Raw genomic sequence first — 23,712 nt, forward strand, 5'->3', positions numbered from 1 at the left:
AGCCTAATCAGCAAATGTGAATAATTGATTCGCTTTCATTTTTAATTCTTTAATTTCTTCCTCTTCGACCCCATTTGCTTCTAACTTTTCAATTAGCGATGTTATGAAATAGAGCTTGTCTTTCGTATTTGTGTCGATATGTAAATAATCTAATTCGACTTTTTCAAACTGCACACCTGCTTCTGTTAACAGTTCAATCGCGTAAGGATTATTTTTGTAATCATGCGCATAATAAATTTTCTGGATTCCGCTTTGGATAATGGTTTTACAACAATTTAAGCACGGAAAATGAGTGACATACATTTCTGCACCTTCTGTTTCTACACCAAATTTTGCGCATTGTAAAATAGCATTCACTTCAGCGTGTATTGTTCTAACACAGTGTCCATCAATCACCTTACACCCTTCATCAATACAGTGAACACTACCAGATGGACTGCCATTGTACCCACCTGCAATAACACGTTTATCTCGTACAATTGTCGCACCAACTGCTAATCTTTCGCATGTACTTCTTAAAGCTAATAAAGTGCTTTGTGACATAAAATATTGATCCCAAGAAATTCTCTCCATAAGCCATACCTCCTTGTAGTCATTTTAATTCGTAGTCACAACATAGTAAATAATGAATTAGTTAAGGAACAATAATGTCTTCTTTAAAGTTCTCTAACGTTTTCTCACCAATCCCACTTATGTTTAGTAAGTCTTCAACAGATGTGAATGAGCCATGTTCTTCTCGATAATCTATAATCGTTTGTGCTCTTTGTTCTCCTATTCCTGGCAATGTCATCAACTCATCTACTGTTGCTGTATTCACTCGGATTTTCGTTTCCTTATTTGTTGGGGTAACATTACTACCTGCAGTCTGTTCGTCTTTATTTGGAACGTAGATTACCATTTCATCATAGACCAACTCCGCTAAGTTGACAAACTTTGAATCAGCTTCTTCTGTGAATCCACCTGCTAGCTCAATCACATCGACAACTCTTTTTCCCCGTTCTTCAACAGTATAGACTCCCGGACTTTTAATTTCTCCTTTAATATCGACAGCCCATTTTATCTCCTCTATTTCTAATTCTTCATCTTCCTCACGCTCATCTTGGTCTTCAAGCAGTGGTTTAGTATTATTTTGACTTTCATGTTCTATAGCAAGTTCTTCATCACTGTGTAATATAAAGTAAAAAACAATCATAAAAATAATAATAACTACTACTAACCACTTTTTAGGAATTAACATGTTTTTAACCTTCTTTCATATAAATGAGGGTAAGTTCGTTTTTAAGGGAGGATCCTTATGAATTGGGGAATTATCGGAACAGGAAATATGGGAACAGTGATTATGAATGCATTAATAAAAAGTAATGCAGTAGATGAACGGAATATTTATGTCAATAACCGCACGTTTTTGAAGGCCTATGAACTAAAAGAAGATTACCCAGGTATTCATGTTCTACAAACAGTAGATGCGATTGCTGATACGTGTGATGTTATATTCTTATGTACAAAACCGAAGGAAATCGTTTCAGTTGCTCATCGGCTGAACGGACAGTTGAATGAAAAACAGTTGGTCGTGTCTATTACGAGCTCAGTTTCTGTTGATCATTTAGAGCAACTATTGGGATGTCAAACTGCAAGAATGATTCCGAGTATAACGAATCGTGTCCTGCAAGGAACAACTCTTCTGACCTTTGGTTCAACAATTACAGAAGAAATGAAACAAATGCTAACACAAACTTGTAAACTGTTCTCCTCTCCTCTTGAGATCAATGATCAATACGTTAGAGTTGCCTCTGATTTGGTTTCGTGCGGGCCTGCGTTTATAAGTTACTTATTACAATCGATGATTAAAGCAGCACAAGAAGAAACTGGTATAGATGAGGAAACAGCGACTCAACTCGTCGAGACAATGATGATTGGTTACGGCAAACTATTAGATGAAAATTTATATGATTTAAATTCTTTGAAAGAAAAAGTTATGGTCAAAGGTGGTATTACTGGAGAAGGTATGAAAGCTTTAGAACTTTGTGTTCCAAATGGTTTAAACGAAGTATTTAAAGCTACCCATGAAAAGTTTTACAATGAGCAAAATCATGCTGATGAGTTAGTCAATCAATTAACGACAAAAAATTAGTATATTATTTATTTTAATTAAAAACCTAAAAAAAGCAACCAAAATAGGAAAGTCAGACTTTCAAATTTTGGCTGCTTTTTATTTTTGGCAAATAAAAAATAATCTGTCTGCATCTTCTCTATACTCAAAGCTAAAATCTGAACAAACGGTAACTTTTTGAAAACCGATTGAGCTAAGAAGATGTTTGTATTGCTCAACTGGAAATGTTCGCTGTTTATGCGTTTCATCAAAACGTTTGTACAATCCATAGTCTGTTTGCACAAAAAATGTTAAATCGTGTACAACTTCATACGGACGTTTCGTTCCCTCACAAAACCATACATAACTAACGTCATCTCTAACTTCAGAGAACATTTCTGAATCTAATAAGAACTCGACATAACCTTGGCTGTGTATATCAAAAATGAAGACACCATCGTCTGTTAAATGGTCGTATATTTGATTAAACGCCTTAGTCAAACTATTTTCTTCTGTTAAATAATTAACAACATCACAATAACTAACTACAACATCAAAGTTCTTGTTTAATTTAAAATCAGTTGCATCAGCTTTTAGAAATTGTATTTCCTGGTCATGTTCCATTTTGGCCCTTGCATGATCAATCATTTCTTCTGATTGATCAAAAGCTGTCACTTCGTATCCTTGTTCCGCAAGCCGAACTGACACTTCACCAGTACCACACCCAACATCCAACAAACAACTTGAAGCTCGTTTTGAATACGGCTTAGTTGCTTGTTTAGTAAAGTCAACCCACTTATCATAAGGTGCATCATTCATTAACTCATCATATACTTGAGCCATTTCTTTATACATACAAGACCTCTAGACCGTTAGAGCAACTTGATCAGCGTCGCCCCATAACTTTTCTAAGTTATAGTAGCTGCGTTCTTCTTTATGGAAAATGTGGACCACGACATCATCTAAATCAACTAAAACCCAACGCGCTTCGTCTTTTCCTTCAATTTTCTTCACTTCTATACCTTGTTCTTCAACCGCTTCTTTAATGCCTTTACTAATAGCATCTACTTGTCTTTCGTTTGTACCATGACAAATTAGAAAGTAATCAGCTATTAAGGATAACTCTCTCATATCTAAAGCAACTAACTCTTCTGCACGTTTGTCATCACATGCTTTAGCTGCTAATTGTAATAACTCATGACTATTCATGTATTAGTTACCTCCATCTTTTTTTATTGATCTCGTTAATTCATTATATGCTTGAAACGTATCAGGGTAGATAGGTTGTTTTTTACCAATCAAAAATAAAATCGATTGTTTCAATGCGTATTGGCAAGCTTGATCTAAGTCTTGTTGAGCCAACTCACGCGCTTTATATACAGCATCAAATTGGCGCCCAGGTTCAATATAATCAGCTAAAAAGACAACTTTTTCAACTAATCCCATCCCTGCTCTACCTGTAGTATGCCATCTGACTGCATTTAAAATGTCTCGGTTTTCAATCATAAACCAATGTTGAATCATTTTTGCACCAACAGGACCGTGCCATAGTTCATGGTGATAATGGATTAAATCCTTAGGAATGTCTATGGCGGTTTCAATCCAATGTTGAAGTAGTGACTTGTCCATATGTTTAGCATAATCATGTAAAGCTGCTGCAATACCAACATTGTATGAATCTGCTTGATATCTTTCCGCTAATTTTAGTGCCGTTTCAGTAACTCTTTCAACATGCTCATATCTCTTAGTCGGTAAAACCGCCTTCGACTTTTGTAATGCATAATCAACTTCCATATAAGCCATGCTCCTTTATATAATCGTACACCTCAATTGGCAAACCCTCAGGATTCTCATGTCGTTCGATTTGATTACGAATGACTGTGGATGAAACATCTATTTCCACCATATTTACTTTTAAAACTGATTGATCATTAAAATCTGAGCCTGGTCGAGTAACTCCAACAAACTGGATCAGTGTTTTCAGTTCATCAATGGCATACCATTTTGGTAAATACTCTACCATATCACCACCGATTATAAAAAAGAACTGACTATCCGCTTCTCGTTCTTTTAATATTTTTACAGTATCAATGGTATATGATCGACCTCTACGCTCACTTTCCACTGTGGAGATTTTCAATTGGGGATCATCATGAATTAAATATTGTAACATGTTTTTACGGTGATCAAATGAAGCTTTAGCTTGTTGTTTATGTGGTGGTTGATAAGTTGGGATTAACCAAACTTCATCTAAATTCAAACTGCTCAAAACCGTTTTACATATTGTTAAATGACCGAGATGGGGTGGGTCGAAAGTTCCGCCAAATAACCCAATTCGCTTCATTGTATACCCACCTTTACGGTAATTCGATTTGCTTATTTTCCACCGATTCACGATATAACACAATAATGTTACCGATAATTTGTACAACAAGAGCGTCGGTACCTTTAGCAATTTGGTCCGCTAAGTCATGTTTATCTTCAAAGTTATTCTGTAAGACACTAACTTTTATTAACTCTCTTTTTTCTAACGTTTCATCTATTTGATCCAACATATTTCTATTTATACCGCTTTTTCCAACTTGGAAGATCGGACTTAAATGATGCGCTTCTTTTCTTAAATAACGTTTCTGTTTACCTGTTAACAAAGAAGTTCCTCCTAGCCTCATAATTGATTAAGGTTGTATTCTGGGTTTGTCCAAATTTCAAAAGCCTTTACCGCTTGATAATATAACATAGATTCACCAAAAAGTAATTGGCAGTTTCTTTTTTTGGCATCAATTAAAAATGACGTCCATTTAGGTTTATAAACGATATCACTTACTATTGTACCTGGTTTTACGTAATCTAATGGAATAACTTGCTCACCATCATAAGGTGTCATACCTACACTTGTTGTATTAATAACTAAATCATATTGTCCAAGTTCTTTCATTGCCTCGTTGAGCGTTAGAATGTTGGATAGCCCTAGTTGGTGATCTAAAGATTGCGCACGTTCTATGTTACGGTTTGCAACATCCATTTGTTTGAATGGAGACTGCAATAACTGGTGAGCAATGCCTTTAGCAGCACCACCAGCACCTAGCAAAAGAATACTTTTAGCCTCAGCATCTTCTAGAAAATTAGGAGACAAAGTTAATAATGACTTTACATAACCTCCTCCATCTGTATTATAGCCTATTAGTTTTCCTTGATTGATTTTCACCGTATTGACTGAACCCATAACTCGTGCGGAACCTTCCAAGTAGTCGAGATATTCGATTACTTTTTCTTTATATGGTACTGTAACGTTAAATCCTGTAAAACCTTCTTCTTTCATCCACTCAATATTATTCCCTAAATCCCTATCTTCAGTTTGAATCAACTGATAATGACCTTTTAAATTATGTTCTTGCAAAAGCTCATGGTGAATATCTGGTGATTTAGAATGGCTTACTGGATTTCCGATTAAACCTAACCGAAACATTCACATTCTCCTTTAAATAATGGCATCGCGTACTAATACTCGAACACCTTTAGGAACATAAGCTGTAACTGTTGACTGTCCATTCGGTACCGTAATCCAACCTAATCCTGAAAATACAATATCTTGCTTCTTTTCACTATTTATTTGAAAAGTTTTCGCTTCTAATTCAGGCCAAGTTTCGATTGTTTCTTCAGTTGGAGGTGACAACAATTCACCAAGGTGTTGATCATAAAGTAAGTCAGCTTTATCAGTCTTTGTTCTATGAATGTTTAAGTCATTTGAAAAATAACAAATAAAACCTTTTTGTTCATCAACCTTATCGATGTCTAAACGAGCCAGACCACCGATGAATAACGTTTGTTCTGCCTCTAGTTGAAATACTTTTGGCTTCACTTCTTTCTTAGGTGTGACTGTTTTCAAATCTTTCTTCGATAAATAGTGAGCCATCTGATGATCGTTTATAATACCAGGTGTATCAATCATTGAAGATTGGTCATCAAGTGGTATATCAATAAAACCTAAAGTGGTTCCAGGAAAATATGATGTTGTAATAACTTGTTCTTGTTCAATAGAACGGTTAATAAGGTAATTAATAAATGTTGATTTCCCTACATTCGTACACCCTACTACAAATATATCTTTCCCTTTTCTGATCTTCTCTAACTCAAAAGCTGTCTCTTCCATATTAATTCCTTTTACCGAACTAACTAAGTACACTTCTTTAACTTTTAAGCCAAATTCTTTCGCAACTCGCTTCATCCAATTCTTCACTTTATTATGGTTTATAGATTTTGGTAGTAAATCTACCTTATTCCCGACTAATACAACTTCATTATCGCCAACTAACCGATTTAAACCCCTTACGAAACTGCCGTGAACATCAAATAAATCAACGATATTAACGACTAATCCATTTCGGTCTCCAATTTCATGTAACATCGCTAAAAAGTCATCATCGGTCAAGTCAACATCTTGTACTTCATTATAATTTTTTAACCGAAAGCAACGTTTACAAATGACGTCTTCGCGCTCTAATGCTGAAAGCGGGGCATAACCAAGCTCTTTCTCACTATGCGTTTGAATTTGAACACCACAACCGTGGCAATGTATTTGTTCCATATTAATCCTCCCAATGAAGCATACCTTTTTTTCTAAAGTAATTAAATATTCTTCGTTCCACCATTCTGTTAAAGCGAGTGAAAAAGCCGTCTGTTTGAACAACTGGTATAACTAAAATGGTATTAAGTCCTGATCGGTTCCCACCTAATACATCGGTTAACAATTGATCTCCAACAACAGCGATTTCTCCATCTCTTAGCCCCATTTCTTTTTGGGCTTTTTGAAAAGCCTTACCTAAAGGCTTTTTAGCTTTTGAAATAAAAGTAATATCTAATGGCTTACTAAACTTGGCCACTCGATCTTCACTATTATTCGACATGATTGTGACATGAATGCCCTCTTGCTCTAAAGTTTCAAACCATTCTTTAATTTCCGGAGTTGCCTCAGGCTGATCCCAAGCAACTAGTGTATTGTCTAAATCAGTAATAACACCTTTAATACCTTTAGCCTTCAAATAGCTTGGTGTAATTTCTAAAACTGTTTCGACATGTTCATTAGGCAGAAATTTTTTTAACAACGAATTCACCTCTAATATTATACTCTCACTATTTAACATCATAAACAATCAGACGCCATCTTTCAAAAAAAATTCGACCAAACAGTAATACTTTTATGTTTACCTGTGTAAATTATTATAAATATGCGTCGAATTACCATACAATACCTATATTTTTTCATTTTCGTTCGACAAATACCTTCATTTTTCACACCTGTGGATAACCTTACACACATTACCCACAGCGTAAAAACAAGTTTCGTGAGCTTTACACCCCTGAATATCAACAATTTATACACAAGTTACACACATATATGTTAGTTTGTGACTAGGAAAAAAGAGTGGTATTATAAATACAGTTTTAAAGTGAGCGTGCGGGAGGTGCAAGCCATTACGGCTTACGTATTATGGAAACCTTATCTGATCAGTTATTAATTGATTCATATTACAAGGCGAAAAATCTTGGTTTAAATCATGACTTCATTCAACTTATAGAGAAAGAATTAAAAAAACGAAAATTAATTGATCACCTAAAAGAGTCATCTTAGTTGGAGTTTCTTCCTATATATAAGTCTGTGGCACTCACCGTGAGTGTCACTTTTTTTTATTTAATGTTCACAGAGTTTTTCTTTTCAAAGAACATGAAATATCGTTATAATGTTACTGTATTTATTGCGGCTTAGATTTTTCGAAAGGATGAAACAAGTATGATCTATGCAGTTTTTGCCCCATTATTATTTGCGGTACTGATCCCTTTCTTAAGTCGATGGAAGGAAAAAGTACATACAGGTTGGCTTATACTGCCTGTACCATTTCTGATCTTCTTGTACTTTTTACAGTTCGTTGGGCCCAACTTCGAACCACAAGTACAATCAGTACAATGGATTCCATCTCTTGATATTTCATTATCATTTCATCTAGATGGATTGAGTTTATTATTTGCATTATTAATTAGCGGTATTGGTACTTTAGTTGTTCTATATTCAATTTATTACTTAAATCACAAAGAACAACTAGGTCATTTTTACACTTACCTTTATATTTTCATGACCGCTATGTTAGGTGTTGTACTATCAGACAACGTATTTGCTCTATACGCTTTCTGGGAGTTTACATCGATTTCATCATTTTTACTAATTGGTTATTGGCATTACCGTGAACGATCACGTTATGGTGCATTAAAATCAATGTTAATCACAGTACTTGGTGGTTTCAGTTTACTTGCAGGTATTATCCTATTAACTATTGTTACAGGAACTACTAGTATTCGTGAAATGGTTGCACAAGCAGATGTCATTGTAGACAGCCATTATTTTCCTTTTATTTTAGCGTTTTTATTACTTGGTGCATTTACCAAATCTGCACAATTTCCGTTTCACATTTGGTTACCAGATGCGATGGAAGCACCAACACCAGTTAGTGCTTATTTACACTCAGCTACGATGGTTAAAGCGGGTATTTACCTAATGGCTCGTTTTTCACCAATCTTAGGAGGAGAACCAAATTTCTTCTTCTTACTAAGTTTATTTGGTATCGTGACATTAGTTTGGGGTTCTTTCATGGCTGTAAGACAAACAGACCTAAAGGGAATCTTAGCTTACTCAACAATCAGTCAATTAGGTATGATTATGGCTATGTTAGGGTTCGGAACAGACGTAGCCTTATTTGCCGCAGTCTTTCACATTTTAAACCATGCAACTTTTAAAGGTAGTTTGTTTATGGTTGCTGGTATTGTAGACCATGAAACAGGTACACGAGACATACGAAAACTCGGTGGTCTTATGACGTTTATGCCGATTTCGTTTACATTAGCGATCTTCGGCACATTCTCAATGGCTGGTGTTCCATTACCATTCTTAAACGGTTTCTACAGTAAAGAAATGTTCTTTGATGCAACATTGGTAAACAGTGCAACTGGTCCATTTATGGAAGCTTTAGTTGCTGCTTTACCAGTTTTAGCTGTAGTCGGTAGTATCTTTACATTTGTTTACTCAATGTACCTATTCTTCGGTACATTTACTGGTAAATACAAAGAGGAAGAGTTACCACAAACACCACACGAAGCGCCGAAAATGATGCTTCTACCACCATTTATTTTAGTACTTGGTGTTATTACAATTGGTTTATTCCCTGAAATGTTTAATCAGGGGTTAATTACGCATGCTGCTGATGCTGTATTCGGTGCTGAAAATAATAAAGACATTTACTTCTGGCACGGATTAGTTCCTGCATTCTACATGTCAGTAGCTGTCGTAGTGTTAGGGATCGTTCTGTATCTTACTAAGAGCAAATGGGAAGGCATTTATTCTGTCTTACCAGGGCGCTTAAGCTTTAACCGTGTATATGATTGGTTAATCGAAAACATTGAAAAAGGTTCAAATAAGATTACAACTTCATATATGACAGGTTCATTAAGATTTTACATGGTTCTAGTGATCACAGCGATCTTTGCTATTACATTAGGTGTATTAATTCAAACAAACGGCGTTAACTTTGAAGTTACTGACGTTGCACCAATTACAGTAAAAGAACTAATTGTAGCGGCTATCATGGCAATTGCTGCAATTGCAACGATCTTTGTTCATAACAGAATAGCGATTATTCTTATAGTCGGTGTAATTGGTTATGGATTAGCGATTCTTTTCGTATTCTACCGAGCACCTGACTTAGCACTCACACAATTAATTGTAGAAACAGTAACTGTTGTATTATTTATGCTATGTTTCTATCACTTACCGAACTTACAGAAATCTACAACACCGTTACTCACTAAAGGTGTAAATGTTGCGATTTCCGTTGGTTTCGGACTATTACTAATGGTTATAGGTGTAAGCGCGTATAACAGTCGTGCATTTGATTCAATTGCTGATTACTATATTGAAAATGCCGATCCTCTAGGCGGTGGTTACAATATGGTAAACGTAATCCTTGTTGACTTCCGTGGTATTGATACTCTATTTGAAGTAGCAGTATTATTCGGAGCAGCATTAGCGATTATCGCAATGATTAAACTTCGCCGAGATAAGGGGGCGAAATAAATGGAGATTATTATGACAGGATTAGCATCGATTTTATTCGGTGCTGGTATATACAATCTATTGCAAAAACAACTACTAAGAATTGTAGTCGGAACAGTGTTAATCTCTCACGGGGCACACTTATATTTCTTAACAATGGCTCAACTAAAGAGAGGTGCCCCTCCATTAGTTGTAGATGGTGTCACGGAGTATGCTGATCCTTTACCACAAGCGTTAGTCCTTACAGCAATTGTAATCGCTTTTGGTGTAACAAGTTTCTTATTAGTGTTAGCATACCGTACTTATACGTTAAATAAGACCGATAATATGGAAGAATTGCGAGGTAGTGATCATGAATAATTTAATATTTTTGCCTATAGTCCTACCACTTATTGCAAGTGTTATCGCTGCGTTCTTTCCTAAAAAGTTAAATTTTTCACGTAAATTTTCTCAAATTACGTCTGTCATATTAACTATTATGACAGCTGCATTAACGTGGCATGTATTAACGAACGGTACAATTGTTGTTCAATCTGGCGGTTGGGATGCTCCATTTGGCATCTCAATCGTTGGAGATGGCCTATCCATGATTTTAGTTATGACAACGTACATCATTGGTACTGCGGCTGTCTTTTATGCTCCATCCGTACTTGATAAGCAACAAGAAAGCTTTTACTTTTATGCCTTTTACTTCTTACTGATTTCAGGTGTAGCTGGTGCATTCATGACAGGTGATTTGTTTAACCTATTCGTATTCTTTGAAGTGTTGTTAATTGCTTCATACGGGTTAATCGTACTTGGTAATGGTAAAGTACAGCTAAGAGAATCGATGAAATACGTAATGTTTAACGTTTTCTCCTCTATGCTGTTCGTTACTGCAATTGCATTCATTTATGCAATTACAGGTACTGTTAACTTTGCTCAATTAGCAGAACGCGTAGAGTATGTGGGACAAGAAGGGATTTTAACAACAGTTGCGATTATATTATTCTTTGTGTTCGCCGTTAAAGCTGCTGTGTTCCCTCTATACTATTGGTTACCAAATTCTTATGTAGTTCCTAATGCTGTTGTATCAGCATTATTCGGTGCATTACTAACTAAAGTTGGGATTTATTCAATCTTAAGAGTGTTTACATTAATTTTCGTACATGACACGGGAGTAACACACCAAATTTTCATTTGGTTAGCTATGTTTACGATGATATTTGGTGTCATTGGTGCACTATCGACAAATAATGTGAAATTGATCATCACGTATAATATTATCCCTGCAGTTGGTTTCATGTTAATGGGTATTGGCCTTTATACTGAAGATGCAATTGCTGGCTCTGTTTATTATTTAATGCACGACATGGTAATTAAAGGAGCACTATTCTTCTTAATCGGGGCATTAATAGTTGCAGCAGGAACGAAAGATTTAAGGCAAATGAGCGGTGTCATTCAGAAGTTCCCATTACTCGGATGGATCTTCTTCGTAGCTTCATTAATTTTAGCTGGAGTACCACCATTCAGTGGTTTTATTGGAAAAATCCTATTATTACGTGGTGGTTTAGAGCAGGAAGAGTTTTTACTCGTCATTGTTGCCTTGATTTCAAGTTTACTAATCTTGTTCTCAATGATGCGTATTTTCATTCGCGGATTCTGGGGCGACTTAATGGAAAACATCTCAGATGATCGTAAACGAGTACGCAACTTAACAATCCCTGGTGTCGTTTTAGTCAGCATTTCTATTTTCTTAGGAGTAGGTGCAGAAGCTGTATACCCTCATGTTGAATCAATTGCAAATATGCTAATGGACAGAACAGAATACATTAGTTCTGTTTTAAAGGAGTAGTGTGTTATGGCCATACAGATTATTTTTAACTTATTAATCGCGGTTATGTGGATGTTCTTAAGTGAATCATATACAGTGCTCTCATTTTTCATCGGTTTCTTTATCGGTATGGGTTTACTGTTTTTCCTAAGACGATTTGTACCAGACATTTTTTATGTCATTCGTTTGTATAGAATTATTAAATTAAACTTGATTTTTTTACGTGAATTAATTTTATCAAGTGTAAGCATTATAGCACTGGCGTATAAGCCTAAATTAGACATTGAACCTGGTATATTTGCGTTACCTATAGAGCTAAAGAGCAGTTGGGAAATTGCACTTTTAGGTAACTTAATTTCTTTAACTCCAGGAACGTTATCAGTTGCTGTAGCAGATGATAACTCGAAAATCTATATTCATGCGATGGACCTTCCAGATGTGGAAGCGTCCATCACTGAGATTAAAGAAACATTTGAAAAAGCAATTATGGAGGTGACACGATAAATGCTTAACGAATTCGGCGCACAAATGTTAGAAGTTGTCTTATGGATAAGCTTTGTTGGTGTCACAACATCCATTCTAATGTTAGTTTATAGAACCATTAAGGGCCCTACAAACCCTGATCGAGCGGTCGCTTTAGATGCGATTGGTATTAATATGATGGCCTTAGTTGGCTTACAAGCGATTAACTTGGGTACTGATCGATTGAATGATGTTGTTTTATTAATCGGTATTCTATTATTCATAGGTACAATCGCAATAGCGAAATTCTTAGAAAAGGGTGTTATCATTGATCGACATAATCATTAGTCTATTATTATTGATAGGGACATTTTTTATCCTTTCTGGTTCTTTAGGAATTCTTCACTTTCCAGATGTTTATACGAGACTGCACGCGGCAACTAAAGCGGCAACACTTGGTGTAGCTGGGGTACTTCTAGGTTCATTCCTTTACCTTTTATTTGATCAAGGTATTGTAAGCGGGAAATTATTATTAGGTATTGTCTTCGTATTAATTACAGCTCCAATTAGTGGACACATGATTTCTAGAGCCGCATATAACTCTGGTGTTGAGCTGTGGGATAAAACGAAGCGTGACCATTTAAAAAACGAGTCGAAATAAGCTTTAAAATGTCTTATATTTAATAAAACACCAATTGTAAGGTATTTACCCTTATAGTTGGTGTTTTTGTTTATAGAGGGAACTCTAGAGGCTCTGGACATGGTGTAAATCGATATTTTTTTAATTATTTTGTGTGTACACGCACATTTGTCTTCATCAACCATACAATTAACTATAGGCAACAACCCATCACGATTTGGAGTTGATGACATGATTAGTTTATTGAAGTTGCTTGCCCTCATTTTTCAAAACCCCTATTTATTTATCGCTTATGTAAAAGGAAATGCATTTCCACAGCCTTTGTCCCCTAAAGAAGAAAAGCATTATTTACAAAAATGGCAAGAAGGAGACTTAGACGCTAGAAACAAACTCATTGAGCACAATTTAAGACTAGTAGCTCACATTGCCAAAAAATATGAACAAAACAAAGAAGACCAAGAAGACTTAATATCTATAGGGACAATTGGTCTTATTAAAGGAGTAGAAAGTTTTTCTTTAGACAAAGGAACAAAGCTTGCTACATATGTTGCAAGGTGTATTGACAACGAAATTTTAATGTTTTTAAGGTCTTCGAAAAAGAGTAATAAAGATGTGTCATTGCAGGATCCAATCGGTCATGACAAAGAAGGTAACGAAATTAGCTTGATTGATGTGTTAAAATCTGATTCACCTGATCTTACTGAAAAAATACAAACAGCTATAGAAATCGAGCAGATTTTTCAATACATTCATTTATTAGATGAACGTGAAAAAGAAGTGATCGCAAAGCGTTATGGTCTTGGTAATCAAGAAGAGTATACACAGCGTGAGATTGCTAAATCACTTAGTATATCTCGTAGTTATGTTTCTAGAATTGAAAAAAGAGCTTTAATGAAAATGTTTCACGCCTTTTACAGAGCAGAAGAGAGAAAAAAGAAAAATAACCAATCGAAGTAGGCCATCAACCCACTCACTTATTAAACCAGTTTCATAGCTTATTAGTAAGAACGACTAAAGGAGTGGGACTATATGTATTATTATGGTCAACCATCGTACCCACCTTACCCTTTATATCACCATCATCATGGCCACTCAAACATCGGTTATGCATTATTGATCATTTCACTACTGTTGCTTCTAATATGTGGTGGTTACTATTGGTATACATCATATTGTTAACTTTGTTTAGGAGTTAGACTTATGAATCACAAAACAATTAATTTATTCAAAACTTAAAAAGCACAGCTAACTGTTTTACAACATAGCTGTGCTTTTATGGTTGATTATTTTAACATTTCCAAAATAAATGAAGCACTGTTTTTGGCTGCACGGTCTAAGTACTCTTTAAATGACACATTAGATTCTTTACCAGCAATGTCTGATAATGAGCGAATGATTAAACAAGGGGTATCATACTGATAACACACTTGCGCAATTGATACAGCCTCCATCTCTAGTGCTTTAATACTTGGGAAACGATTACTTACCTCTGTAACACGATCTAAGTCTGACATAAACGAGTCACCAGTACCTATTAACCCTTTAGTCACTTTTACATCGCTCGGTAGTACTTCCTTAACTTTTTCTGCCTTATTAACTAGTTGTTCATGTGAAGGAAACGTTTCAGGCATTTGTGGGATTTGTCCATATTTATAACCAAATCCTGTTGCATCTGCATCATGATGAAGTGTTTCTGTTCCAATTACGATGTCACCTACATTTAAATCTGGATCTACACCACCTGATGACCCTGTATTAATAACATAATCTGGCGCAAAACGTTCATGTAATATAGTTGTTGAAATGGCTGCATTCACTTTACCAATACCAGATTGAAGTAACACTACTTCTTGCCCTGCATACTCACCTACATAAAATATACAATTAGCTACAACAAGCTCTTCAGTAATATTAACTTGTGACTTTAACCAATCCAATTCTTCTTCCATAGCTCCAATTATACCGTATTTCATCGTTGTACAACCTGCCTTTATTTATTCTTCATCTTCTTCTGAAGTGTCTTCTTCGTTTTCATCTTCTTCACTACCATAGTCAGGATGTTGATCATTTTCATATAATTCTTCTACCTTTTGTGGTTCCCAGCCTTCATGTTCAATCCAATCTAAATAAACACGATAAATCTCTTGTTGTGCTGAATCTGTAACAGTACCAATTACTTGGTTCGCTACACCACCACTTTCCAATCTCCAAAAGATAATATCATCCTCAGACAAACCTGTAGCATATATAATGGCTTGTTCCATTTCTACACGGTCCTGTGTACCTTCACTAAATTGTGTTGTATGCGGTTCTTCTTGTTCCGTACCGATCGGTGTCCAATTACGTTCAATAACACGAACAACATTGTCCTCATCAGATTCATATACATGCTCTTCTTCAGATTCCTCTTCATTACTTTCTTCTTCTGACGATTCATCAGTTGTTGATTCTTCTTGTTCTGAGGAATCCTCCTCTTCACCTTCACTCACTTCATTTTCGTTATGCTCTTCTTCTTCGTCTTCCGCGTCTGCAGATGTATTTTGCTCAGTTTGTTCTTCTTCTACTTCACCGTCGCCTCCGAAAATCCAGAAAGCAATGAAAACAACTAATAATATAATGATAGCCCATATTAGTATATTCATTGTTTTCGTATTTTTACGGCGTTTTTCATAACGTTCAGATCGAGAATATTGATGATCCACTAGGTTCCCCTCCTCAATGAATTCAACTAATTTAATAATAGTACAGGAATTTCTTTTATTTGGTAAATAGTCCTACACAATGCTGTGTAGGACTACTTGATGTTTATTTTACTTCTTTAATTTTTACTTCGAATTCCCCACCTGGCGTTTGAACCATAGCTTGGTCACCAACTCTTTTACCAAGTAAGCTTTGTGCCATTGGAGAATCATTTGAAATACGTCCTTCAAAAGGATCAGCCTCTGCACTACCAACGATTTGATACTCTTCTTCATCTCCATCAGGTAATTCTTCAAAAACAACAGTTTTTCCTAATTGAACAACTTCATTGTTATCTTCATCATTCTCAATAATAACAGCGTAACGAATCATATTTTCTAATTGAGAGATACGTGATTCTACGAAAGCTTGTTCATCTTTCGCTGCATCATACTCAGAGTTCTCAGAAAGGTCACCAAAGCTTCTTGCTACCTTAATACGCTCAACTACTTCTGGGCGCCTTTCGGTTTTTAGGTCTTCTAATTCTTGTTCTAATTTTTGTTTCCCCTCTTCAGTCATATAATAGCTTTTTTCTTCTGCCATGACTTAACACTCCTTTTAAATTCAGTTCTCTATTTCAATTAATTTTAATATTTATGATGGGAACTTATATTTGCTTTTGATCGATAATGCTTTTTACTTTTGTTGATAATAAATCAATGGCAACATGATTTTGTCCGCCTTCTGGAATAATAATATCAGCATAACGCTTAGCCGGTTCTACAAACTGCAAATGCATAGGTCTTACAACGTTTATATACTGATCCATAACAGATTCCAATGTTCTGCCACGTTCTTTTATATCTCGCATCATTCTTCTAATAATTCTAATATCAGCATCCGTATCCACAAATACTTTTATATCCATCATATTACGTAATCTTTCGTCTTCTAATACTAAAATTCCTTCTAAAATTATAACTTCTTGTGGTTCAGTTTTAATTGTTTCATTTGAACGGGTATGAAGCTCGTAATTATAGACCGGTTTTTCCACTGACTCTCGTTTTGATAAACGTTTCAAGTGTTCAAGTAATAAACCATGATCGAATGCCAGAGGATGATCATAGTTCGTATTTAATCGTTCTTCAAATGGTATATGTGATTGATCCTTGTAATATGAATCTTGTTCTAACAATAAGATCGATGTATTTTCAAATTGTTCACAAATAGTACGAGTAACAGTTGTTTTCCCAGAGCCTGTCCCACCTGCTACACCAATAATAATCGGCTTATCATTCAATTTATGAATACTCCCTTCTCACATGTCATATCTAGTTAGTTTTTAAAGCAACCGCAATTCCATCTCCAGTTTCAATAATTGTTGTTTGATATTGAGGATGATTCAATAGCCACTCATTAAATGACGCAATCTTTTCCCCGATCTTCACAAAACGTTTGTTGTCTTGTTTCTCCTTTGAAACATACCCCTTAAATAACACATTGTCAACTACTAACAAACTACCTTTTGATAAAAGTGGCGTAATTTTATCTACATAGTCTATATACTCACCTTTAGCAGCATCTATAAAGGCTAAATCAAAGCGTTCTGTTGTAAATCGATGGTCTAACCAATTTAGTGCATCATCTAAATCGATATGGACTCTGTCTTCTAGATTAGCTTTTTGAATATACTGTTTAGCACTTTCAAACCTTTTTGCATCACGTTCAACGGTGTACACATGAACACCAGGCATACTACTTGCCATTTGGATCGCGGAATAACCAATGGCAGATCCGATTTCAATTATTTTATTAGATTGATGTATTCGAATCAACTGTTTTAAGTATTCAATACCATCTTTCTCCATAATCGGAACGTGATTTTCAATTGCATATTGTTCCATCGATTCGATTAGAGGGTTAGATTCATCATTATATAAAGACTGCACGTATTGCTTTGTTTTATTCATTTCTAAACCTCCAACAAGGGTTTAACAATTTCATTCCTATACAATTTAAATATTTTACCATAAAAAAAGACGGGAATGCGAATAATTTTACGCACTCCCTTTTTTAATTTTATTCTTCTTCGTCCTCTCTTGGTGGTCGATGTTCTTCAATATTTTGCTGATGTTGTTCATAAGTTTCAGCAAAATAGTTTTCACCTTCATAAGAGGCCACAAAGTATAAATAATCGTGATACTCTGGGTTGACTGCTGCCTTTAATGCACTTTCATGAAAACTTGCAATAGGACCTGGAGGTAAGCCAGTGTATTCATATGTGTTATAAGGATTATCATATTCTAGATGCTCATATAAAACGCGTTGGTGATGTTCACCCATCGCATATAATACAGTAGGGTCAGTTTGTAATGGCATCGTTGGTTCCCTATTTAAACGATTATGGAAAACACCAGAAATCATCAACCGGTCTTCCTCACCAACAGCCTCTAACTCAATGATTGAAGCTAAAGTTAATGACTCATGAATTGTCATTCCTCTTGCATCCATGGCATTAATATAATCGTATACTCTGTTCTGAGTATGTTGAAGCATTTTATCGACAACTTCTTCAACCGAAGGATCTTCTTCATGGAAATCGTAAGTAATAGCGTATAAGTATCCTTCTAATGGATACCTAACATCTTCTTGTAATATATCTTCAGTTAATAATCCTGGGTAATCTTCCATTAAAGATTCAATATATTCATCATCTGTCATATACTCCATGAACTCATCTTCTTCAATGGATGTCTCATTAGCTAGAATCTCAGCAATGCGCTCAATGTTTGAGCCTTCAGGTATAGTAATAGAAAATAATGGCTCAAGCATAATACGGCCTGTCTTTAACGTCTCAATAATTTCATCAAGTTCAAGACTTCTTGACATGGTATAATCCCCTGCTTGAAAGTCTGACTCATTTTTAAACGTTACATATGTTTGAAAGATTGTAGCATTATTAATAAGGTCGTTCTCTTCCAAAATCTCTGCGATATCACCAACATTCGATCCCATTGGAATCTCAACTTCTACAAGCTCATCATCTTCAGGGTCTACAGGGCTTAAACCCTCACTAACATAATTGTAAATAAAGTAACCAGCGATACCAAATACAATTAGGGCTACTAAGATTACAATTAAAACAACTTTTCTTACCATTCCCGCTTCCTTAGCTCGCTCTTGCTTTATACTGTTATAATCATTGGAAGGTGACAAAATACTTCCCCCTATTCTTTACCTTTCTTTTATACCAATAAAAAGTATAAAAGAAAACGACTATTTTTTCTATCTTTGTCACTAAATTATTTATTTTTTAAATAAAAACGAAACACTAATCGTATTTTACCACACGATCAGTGTTTCGTTATATCAATTAATTTTAAAAACTATTGTTTAGTTAGACTCATCATCAGATTCTGTAAATGTAGCTAACATTTCTTCGACCATTTCCCATTCTTCATCCGTTTCAATTTGGTATAAAGTGAGATCATCAGGGTCATCTTCTTTTTCTTCAAAACGGAAAGCGAATACTTCTACTTCCTCTTCTTCAGCTTGTTCAGCTGGAACCGCTACTAAGTATGATCTTTCAGTATGGTCCACATCAAATGTAAATAAAACATCAAATAAATGTTCTTCCCCTGATTCATCAGGGATAATAATACGCTCTTTTTCCTGCATCAGTTACACTCCTTTTAGCGATTTGAATCGAGATAACCTTGTAAGATCATCATTGCCGCCATTTTATCAATTACTTTCTTTCGCTTTTGACGACTCATGTCAGCATCTAGCAATACACGTTCAGCTGCCATCGTTGTTAAACGTTCATCCCACATGACAACAGGTAGTGAAAATTGTTCTTCTAGATACGCTGCAAACTGCTGACATGCTTCACCACGTTCTCCAATTGTACCATTCATATTCTTTGGTAGACCAACGACAACCTTACTGATTTCATACTCATCAATAAGTTGTTGAAAGCGATCTTTAACTGACGCGAATTCAGCTTCATCCCAATGAATTGTTTCGATTCCTTGGGCAGTAAAATGTAACGCATCTGATATTGCAACACCAATTGTTTTTTCACCGACATCTAAACCTAATATTTTCATGCAAAATCCTCTTTAACTTTTATTCGTCTGCAAATAATTCTTTACAACCTCTTCGATAATTTCATCTCTTTCAATTTGTGAGATTAAATTACGAGCATCATTATGTCGAGGGATATATGCAGGGTCACCTGATAATAAGTAACCGACTATTTGGTTGATTGGATTGTATCCTTTCTCTTCCAATGAACTATAAACTTGATGTAAAATTTCGTTTACTAATTGTTCTTGTGAGTCATCTGAAAACTGAAATTTCATAGTGTGATCGTTCGACATTTTCAATCCCCCTCAAACCACTTTAACTCCATTATATACCTAAAAGCTACGAAGTTAAAACAGTTTTAATATAATCTTTCGCCGACGCTAGAGCTTCACCAATTTTTTCTGGTTGTTTACCGCCAGCTTGTGCCATGTCTGGGCGACCTCCACCGCCACCACCACATCTTGTTGCAGCTTCTTTAATAACATGACCTGCATGAAATCCTCGATCGACTAAATCTTTAGAAACACCTGAAGCCAATTGTACCTTGTCACCATTCTCCATTGCTAATAATATGATGCCTGAATCAACTTTTTGCTTTAATTCATCAACCATATTACGTAAAGCGTTCATATCACTGACATCGACTTTCTGTGCTAAAAGATTAACATCATCAATCGTTTCAATTTCATCTAAAATGTTAGCTGATTCAACATTAGCTAGTTTCGCTGATAGTGATTCATTTTCCTTTTGTAAGTCTTTCATTTCTTGGAAAAGTGTATCAATTCTTTGCGGTACTTGCTCAGTTTTAGTTTTCAACTTGTTAGCTGCTTCTGTTAATAACTGTTCTCTACCTTGATAGTACTCATAAGCTCCAGGGCCTGTGCACGCTTCTATTCTACGTGTCCCTGCACCAATTCCTGTTTCTTGAGTAATTTTAAATAGACCAATCTCAGCTGTGTTATCAACGTGGCAACCTCCACAAAGCTCAATACTGTAATCATCAACAGCTACTACTCTTACTTCTTCACCATATTTCGCATCGAATAATGCCATAGCCCCCATTTGTTTCGCTTCGTCCAATGATTTGTGCTTGATTGATACTGGAATGGAAGCCCACACTTTCTCATTTACTATCGTTTCTATTTGTTGTAATTCCTCTTCTGATACAGAATTAAAGTGTGTAAAGTCAAAACGCAAACGATCTGAAGCAACTAATGAACCCGCTTGATTGACGTGTTCACCTAACACATCTTTTAAGGCTTGGTGTAACAAGTGTGTTGCTGTATGGTTTTTAATTACTTGCTGACGTTCGTAACGTGTTACTTCAGCTGAGACTGATTGAGTAGCTTGTAAAGACCCTTCAATCACATCAACTTGGTGTAAGTTTTGGCCATTTGGACCTTTTTGAACATCCATCACTGAAGCTTTACCAGTTTCCGTCGTAATTATTCCTTTGTCTGCAATTTGTCCACCGCTCTCAGCATAAAATGGCGTTTGAGCAAGCACTAATGTTGCAACATCACCAGATTTTACTTCATCAACCAAATCTGAATCTTTAACAATAACATCTAGATTAGTATCAATTGCTAATTGGTCATAACCTACAAACTCACTTGTCGTGTGTATTTGTTGTAACACTTGGTCTTGAACTTGCATAGAATCGACTTTTTGTCTTGCTTCACGAGCACGGTCACGTTGTTTTTTCATTTCTTTCTCAAATCCTGGTTCATCAATAGAGAAGCCTTCTGCCTGTACATATTCTTCTGTTAGCTCTTTTGGAAATCCATAAGTATCATAAAGTGTAAATACTTCTTCACCAGGAAAGACGTTACTTCCTTTTTCTTTTTCTGTTTTCATAACTTTTTCTAGTATTGCTAAACCTTCTTGGAGTGTTTCATGGAAACGTTGCTCTTCTTTTTTCATTACTTCTTTAATAAAGTCCTTTTTCTCATGAACTTCTGGATAAAATTCAAACATTATGTCTGCGACTTCATCAACTAATTGATACATGAATGGTTCATTAATATTTAAGTCTTTAGCAAATCGAATAGCACGACGTAGTAACCTTCTTAATACATAACCACGACCTTCATTTGACGGTAATGCGCCATCACCAATTGCAAAGGATACTGTTCTAACGTGGTCAGCAATTACTTTGAATGCTGTATCTTGTCTTGTTGATTGACCATATGTGACTTTAGAGATCTTCTCAGTACGTTCAATAATCGGTTTAAACAAATCCGTTTCAAAGTTCGTTTTTGTATCTTGAATGACCGATACGATTCTTTCTAACCCCATACCTGTATCAATATTTTTCTTAGGAAGTGGTGTGTACGTGTCATCAGGGTTATGGTTAAACTGTGAAAATACTAAGTTCCAAATTTCTAAATAGCGTTCATTTTCTCCACCTGGGTACAGTTCAGGATCATTAAGGTCATTACCATAACTATCACCACGATCGTAAAATATTTCAGTATTGGGGCCACTAGGTCCTTCCCCGATATCCCAGAAGTTTTCTTCAATTCGAATAATGCGTTCAGCAGGAACTCCAACTTTATTTAGCCAAATGTCATAAGCTTCTTCGTCTTCAGGGTGAACCGTTACAGATAGTTTATCTTCATCGAATCCAATCCACTGATCACTCGTTAAAAATTCCCACGCCCATTCGATCGCTTCTTCTTTAAAGTAATCACCGATTGAGAAGTTACCTAACATTTCAAAAAAAGTATGGTGTCTTGCTGTAAAGCCGACATTTTCAATATCATTTGTTCTAATCGACTTTTGAGCATTAACGATTCTAGGGTTGTCAGGAACAATTCGACCATCAAAATATTTCTTTAATGTAGCAACACCACTGTTAATCCATAATAAAGTTGGATCATCCTGTGGAACTAAAGAACGACTTGGCTCAACTCCGTGATTCTTTTCCTTAAAAAAGTCTAAAAACATTTGTCTTACTTCATGTGATTGAAGTTGTTTCATTTTTTTACCTCCTTTTTTATGTACAAAAAAATAGCCGTCTCTACACGTTACATGTAGGGACGACTATTGTGCGCGGTACCACCCTAATTATAGATTGATTATAATCTATCATCTCAGATCACCGTAACGTGGTGAGACGTCGGGGGTTAGCCGCTCTCCGGATTAGCTTCAATGACCCTTCACTTAGCATTTATCCCAGCTAACAAAATGCCTCTCTGAAAGTGGACTGTCATTTACTCGTTTCCATCATTGATTTATGTCATTTAATTAATTTAACATGTTTTTCATGACGTTATTATAGATAATCGATTTGTTAATGTCAACTTATATATGTATCACAACCGTTCTATCCAGAACGGTTGTGTGTGCCTTAGAGATACCTTTTTCTTAGCTTTTTACCAGATTTACGAAGCTGCTTCCACATACCACTTTTACGTATATTATTACGATTACGCATAAAGTATAACGCGGCAGCTCCCATGACACCTGTTGAAATTACTCGACTCAAAGTTGTTCACCAACCTTTATCTACTGATATGGTGCATAAACCTTTCAACAAGCAAGCATTGCGCTTTCTTCTGATTCCCCACCTATTAGCAAAGAATGGTCAACCTTGCCACAGTTATTCCGAAAACAGGTCGTCTAAAGAGGAAATCGTCCCATCCTCTTGCACTTCATGCACGTGCATTTTGCCATCTTCTACGGATAGTTCTATAAAACAGTTCCAACAATAAAACTGCTGACTACCGATTTTACCGATATCAGATGCTTGGCAATTTGGGCAGTTCATAAAAACCCCTCTTTCCTTTTTGCCTACATCCTCCCCGTTTTTTCTTTGTTCTATACCAAGGGTACGAACA

At 35.7% G+C, this 23,712-nt stretch carries 32 protein-coding genes and 1 other annotated feature; of the genes, 10 read left to right on the forward strand and 22 right to left on the reverse strand.

Annotation, left to right across the window (positions count from 1 at the left end; translation table 11 throughout):
• Nucleotides 1-3: 3 nt before the first annotated feature.
• Together J2R98_RS04430 and J2R98_RS04435 are read right to left on the reverse strand one after the other, a co-directional pair.
• On the reverse strand, nt 4-573 hold the full coding sequence (locus J2R98_RS04430) for a ComE operon protein 2 (RefSeq protein WP_307066471.1): 570 nt from the start codon (nt 571-573) through the stop codon (nt 4-6).
• A gap of 61 nt (nt 574-634) precedes the next feature.
• On the reverse strand, nt 635-1,237 hold the full coding sequence (locus J2R98_RS04435) for a helix-hairpin-helix domain-containing protein (protein ID WP_307066473.1): 603 nt from the start codon (nt 1,235-1,237) through the stop codon (nt 635-637).
• 57 nt (nt 1,238-1,294) lie between these two features.
• On the opposite strand from J2R98_RS04435, the gene comER reads away from it, so the two are divergent.
• Nucleotides 1,295-2,131 carry a late competence protein ComER gene (comER, locus tag J2R98_RS04440; RefSeq protein WP_307066475.1) on the forward strand — a complete coding sequence of 279 codons (837 nt, stop codon included), beginning with the start codon at nt 1,295-1,297 and terminating at the stop codon, nt 2,129-2,131.
• Nucleotides 2,132-2,209: 78 nt separating this feature from the next.
• Here the strand turns inward: comER and J2R98_RS04445 are convergent, their stop codons facing one another.
• From J2R98_RS04445 to J2R98_RS04480, 8 genes are read right to left on the reverse strand one after another with little or no spacing between them, the layout of a single operon-like run.
• Entirely contained in the window at nt 2,210-2,944 is a 735-nt protein-coding gene (locus tag J2R98_RS04445) for a class I SAM-dependent DNA methyltransferase (protein WP_307066477.1), read from the reverse strand.
• A 9-nt stretch (nt 2,945-2,953) separates the two neighbouring features.
• On the reverse strand, nt 2,954-3,298 hold the full coding sequence (gene rsfS, locus J2R98_RS04450) for a ribosome silencing factor (protein WP_307066479.1): 345 nt from the start codon (nt 3,296-3,298) through the stop codon (nt 2,954-2,956).
• A gap of 3 nt (nt 3,299-3,301) precedes the next feature.
• On the reverse strand, nt 3,302-3,883 hold the full coding sequence (gene yqeK, locus J2R98_RS04455; protein ID WP_307066481.1) for a bis(5'-nucleosyl)-tetraphosphatase (symmetrical) YqeK: 582 nt from the start codon (nt 3,881-3,883) through the stop codon (nt 3,302-3,304).
• Nucleotides 3,873-4,433: a nicotinate-nucleotide adenylyltransferase gene (locus J2R98_RS04460; protein WP_307066483.1), complete on the reverse strand. Its 561-nt coding sequence runs from the start codon at nt 4,431-4,433 to the stop codon at nt 3,873-3,875. Before J2R98_RS04460 ends, yqeK begins: the two co-directional genes overlap by 11 nt.
• Nucleotides 4,434-4,446: 13 nt before the next feature.
• The gene (gene yhbY, locus J2R98_RS04465; RefSeq protein ID WP_307066485.1) at nt 4,447-4,737 is read right to left on the reverse strand and encodes a ribosome assembly RNA-binding protein YhbY; all 291 of its coding nucleotides are present in this window, start codon (nt 4,735-4,737) and stop codon (nt 4,447-4,449) included.
• 17 nt (nt 4,738-4,754) lie between these two features.
• Nucleotides 4,755-5,555 carry a shikimate dehydrogenase gene (gene aroE / locus J2R98_RS04470; RefSeq protein WP_307066487.1) on the reverse strand — a complete coding sequence of 267 codons (801 nt, stop codon included), beginning with the start codon at nt 5,553-5,555 and terminating at the stop codon, nt 4,755-4,757.
• 12 nt (nt 5,556-5,567) lie between these two features.
• Nucleotides 5,568-6,674 carry a ribosome biogenesis GTPase YqeH gene (gene yqeH, locus J2R98_RS04475; RefSeq protein ID WP_307066489.1) on the reverse strand — a complete coding sequence of 369 codons (1,107 nt, stop codon included), beginning with the start codon at nt 6,672-6,674 and terminating at the stop codon, nt 5,568-5,570.
• Between the two features lies 1 nt (nt 6,675).
• Nucleotides 6,676-7,191, reverse strand: a complete 516-nt coding sequence (locus J2R98_RS04480) for a YqeG family HAD IIIA-type phosphatase (RefSeq protein WP_307066490.1) — start codon at nt 7,189-7,191, stop codon at nt 6,676-6,678.
• A 386-nt stretch (nt 7,192-7,577) separates the two neighbouring features.
• On the opposite strand from J2R98_RS04480, the gene J2R98_RS04485 reads away from it, so the two are divergent.
• From J2R98_RS04485 to J2R98_RS04525, 9 genes are all read left to right on the forward strand, one after another.
• Nucleotides 7,578-7,718 carry a sporulation histidine kinase inhibitor Sda gene (locus J2R98_RS04485; RefSeq protein ID WP_307066492.1) on the forward strand — a complete coding sequence of 47 codons (141 nt, stop codon included), beginning with the start codon at nt 7,578-7,580 and terminating at the stop codon, nt 7,716-7,718.
• Between the two features lie 159 nt (nt 7,719-7,877).
• Nucleotides 7,878-10,208, forward strand: a complete 2,331-nt coding sequence (locus J2R98_RS04490; RefSeq protein WP_307066493.1) for a Na+/H+ antiporter subunit A — start codon at nt 7,878-7,880, stop codon at nt 10,206-10,208.
• Nucleotides 10,209-10,547, forward strand: coding sequence for a Na(+)/H(+) antiporter subunit C (locus tag J2R98_RS04495; protein WP_307066494.1), 339 nt, complete (start codon nt 10,209-10,211; stop codon nt 10,545-10,547). It abuts the gene before it with no gap.
• Complete coding sequence (locus J2R98_RS04500; protein WP_307066495.1) at nt 10,540-12,021, forward strand: Na+/H+ antiporter subunit D; 1,482 nt, start codon at nt 10,540-10,542, stop codon at nt 12,019-12,021. Before J2R98_RS04495 ends, J2R98_RS04500 begins: the two co-directional genes overlap by 8 nt.
• A gap of 6 nt (nt 12,022-12,027) precedes the next feature.
• The gene (locus J2R98_RS04505) at nt 12,028-12,504 is read left to right on the forward strand and encodes a Na+/H+ antiporter subunit E (RefSeq protein ID WP_307066496.1); all 477 of its coding nucleotides are present in this window, start codon (nt 12,028-12,030) and stop codon (nt 12,502-12,504) included.
• Nucleotides 12,505-12,810, forward strand: a complete 306-nt coding sequence (locus J2R98_RS04510) for a Na(+)/H(+) antiporter subunit F1 (RefSeq protein ID WP_307066498.1) — start codon at nt 12,505-12,507, stop codon at nt 12,808-12,810.
• On the forward strand, nt 12,791-13,123 hold the full coding sequence (mnhG, locus tag J2R98_RS04515; protein WP_307066500.1) for a monovalent cation/H(+) antiporter subunit G: 333 nt from the start codon (nt 12,791-12,793) through the stop codon (nt 13,121-13,123). Before J2R98_RS04510 ends, mnhG begins: the two co-directional genes overlap by 20 nt.
• A gap of 210 nt (nt 13,124-13,333) precedes the next feature.
• Nucleotides 13,334-14,059, forward strand: a complete 726-nt coding sequence (gene sigK / locus J2R98_RS04520) for an RNA polymerase sporulation sigma factor SigK (RefSeq protein WP_307066502.1) — start codon at nt 13,334-13,336, stop codon at nt 14,057-14,059.
• A gap of 72 nt (nt 14,060-14,131) precedes the next feature.
• Complete coding sequence (locus J2R98_RS04525) at nt 14,132-14,281, forward strand: hypothetical protein (protein ID WP_307066504.1); 150 nt, start codon at nt 14,132-14,134, stop codon at nt 14,279-14,281.
• A 104-nt stretch (nt 14,282-14,385) separates the two neighbouring features.
• On the opposite strand, the gene mtnN is transcribed toward J2R98_RS04525, so the two are convergent.
• The 12 genes from mtnN to J2R98_RS04585 form a co-directional block, all read right to left on the reverse strand.
• Nucleotides 14,386-15,075 carry a 5'-methylthioadenosine/S-adenosylhomocysteine nucleosidase gene (gene mtnN / locus J2R98_RS04530; protein WP_307066506.1) on the reverse strand — a complete coding sequence of 230 codons (690 nt, stop codon included), beginning with the start codon at nt 15,073-15,075 and terminating at the stop codon, nt 14,386-14,388.
• 21 nt (nt 15,076-15,096) lie between these two features.
• The gene (locus tag J2R98_RS04535; RefSeq protein ID WP_307066508.1) at nt 15,097-15,804 is read right to left on the reverse strand and encodes a YrrS family protein; all 708 of its coding nucleotides are present in this window, start codon (nt 15,802-15,804) and stop codon (nt 15,097-15,099) included.
• A 103-nt stretch (nt 15,805-15,907) separates the two neighbouring features.
• A complete protein-coding gene (gene greA, locus J2R98_RS04540) occupies nt 15,908-16,384 on the reverse strand; it encodes a transcription elongation factor GreA (RefSeq protein ID WP_307066510.1) in 477 nt (158 codons plus the stop codon).
• 64 nt (nt 16,385-16,448) lie between these two features.
• Nucleotides 16,449-17,081, reverse strand: coding sequence for a uridine kinase (gene udk, locus J2R98_RS04545; protein WP_307066512.1), 633 nt, complete (start codon nt 17,079-17,081; stop codon nt 16,449-16,451).
• Nucleotides 17,082-17,112: 31 nt separating this feature from the next.
• On the reverse strand, nt 17,113-17,751 hold the full coding sequence (locus J2R98_RS04550) for an O-methyltransferase (RefSeq protein WP_307066514.1): 639 nt from the start codon (nt 17,749-17,751) through the stop codon (nt 17,113-17,115).
• Between the two features lie 109 nt (nt 17,752-17,860).
• A complete protein-coding gene (gene mltG / locus J2R98_RS04555) occupies nt 17,861-18,997 on the reverse strand; it encodes an endolytic transglycosylase MltG (RefSeq protein WP_307066515.1) in 1,137 nt (378 codons plus the stop codon).
• Between the two features lie 177 nt (nt 18,998-19,174).
• The gene (locus J2R98_RS04560) at nt 19,175-19,459 is read right to left on the reverse strand and encodes a DUF1292 domain-containing protein (RefSeq protein WP_017185308.1); all 285 of its coding nucleotides are present in this window, start codon (nt 19,457-19,459) and stop codon (nt 19,175-19,177) included.
• A gap of 14 nt (nt 19,460-19,473) precedes the next feature.
• Entirely contained in the window at nt 19,474-19,890 is a 417-nt protein-coding gene (gene ruvX / locus J2R98_RS04565) for a Holliday junction resolvase RuvX (RefSeq protein WP_307066518.1), read from the reverse strand.
• 12 nt (nt 19,891-19,902) lie between these two features.
• The gene (locus J2R98_RS04570; protein ID WP_307066520.1) at nt 19,903-20,163 is read right to left on the reverse strand and encodes an IreB family regulatory phosphoprotein; all 261 of its coding nucleotides are present in this window, start codon (nt 20,161-20,163) and stop codon (nt 19,903-19,905) included.
• 46 nt (nt 20,164-20,209) lie between these two features.
• Nucleotides 20,210-22,852: an alanine--tRNA ligase gene (gene alaS, locus J2R98_RS04575; RefSeq protein WP_307066522.1), complete on the reverse strand. Its 2,643-nt coding sequence runs from the start codon at nt 22,850-22,852 to the stop codon at nt 20,210-20,212.
• Nucleotides 22,853-22,904: 52 nt separating this feature from the next.
• Nucleotides 22,905-23,111, reverse strand: a binding site (T-box leader).
• Nucleotides 23,112-23,222: 111 nt separating this feature from the next.
• Complete coding sequence (locus J2R98_RS04580; protein WP_307066524.1) at nt 23,223-23,360, reverse strand: hypothetical protein; 138 nt, start codon at nt 23,358-23,360, stop codon at nt 23,223-23,225.
• Nucleotides 23,361-23,474: 114 nt separating this feature from the next.
• Nucleotides 23,475-23,642, reverse strand: coding sequence for a YrzR-like zinc ribbon domain (locus J2R98_RS04585; protein ID WP_307066526.1), 168 nt, complete (start codon nt 23,640-23,642; stop codon nt 23,475-23,477).
• Nucleotides 23,643-23,712 lie beyond the last annotated feature (70 nt).

It is taken from the genome of Alkalibacillus filiformis, assembly GCF_030814115.1.
GTDB classification, from domain to species: Bacteria; Bacillota; Bacilli; order Bacillales; family Alkalibacillaceae; genus Alkalibacillus; species Alkalibacillus filiformis.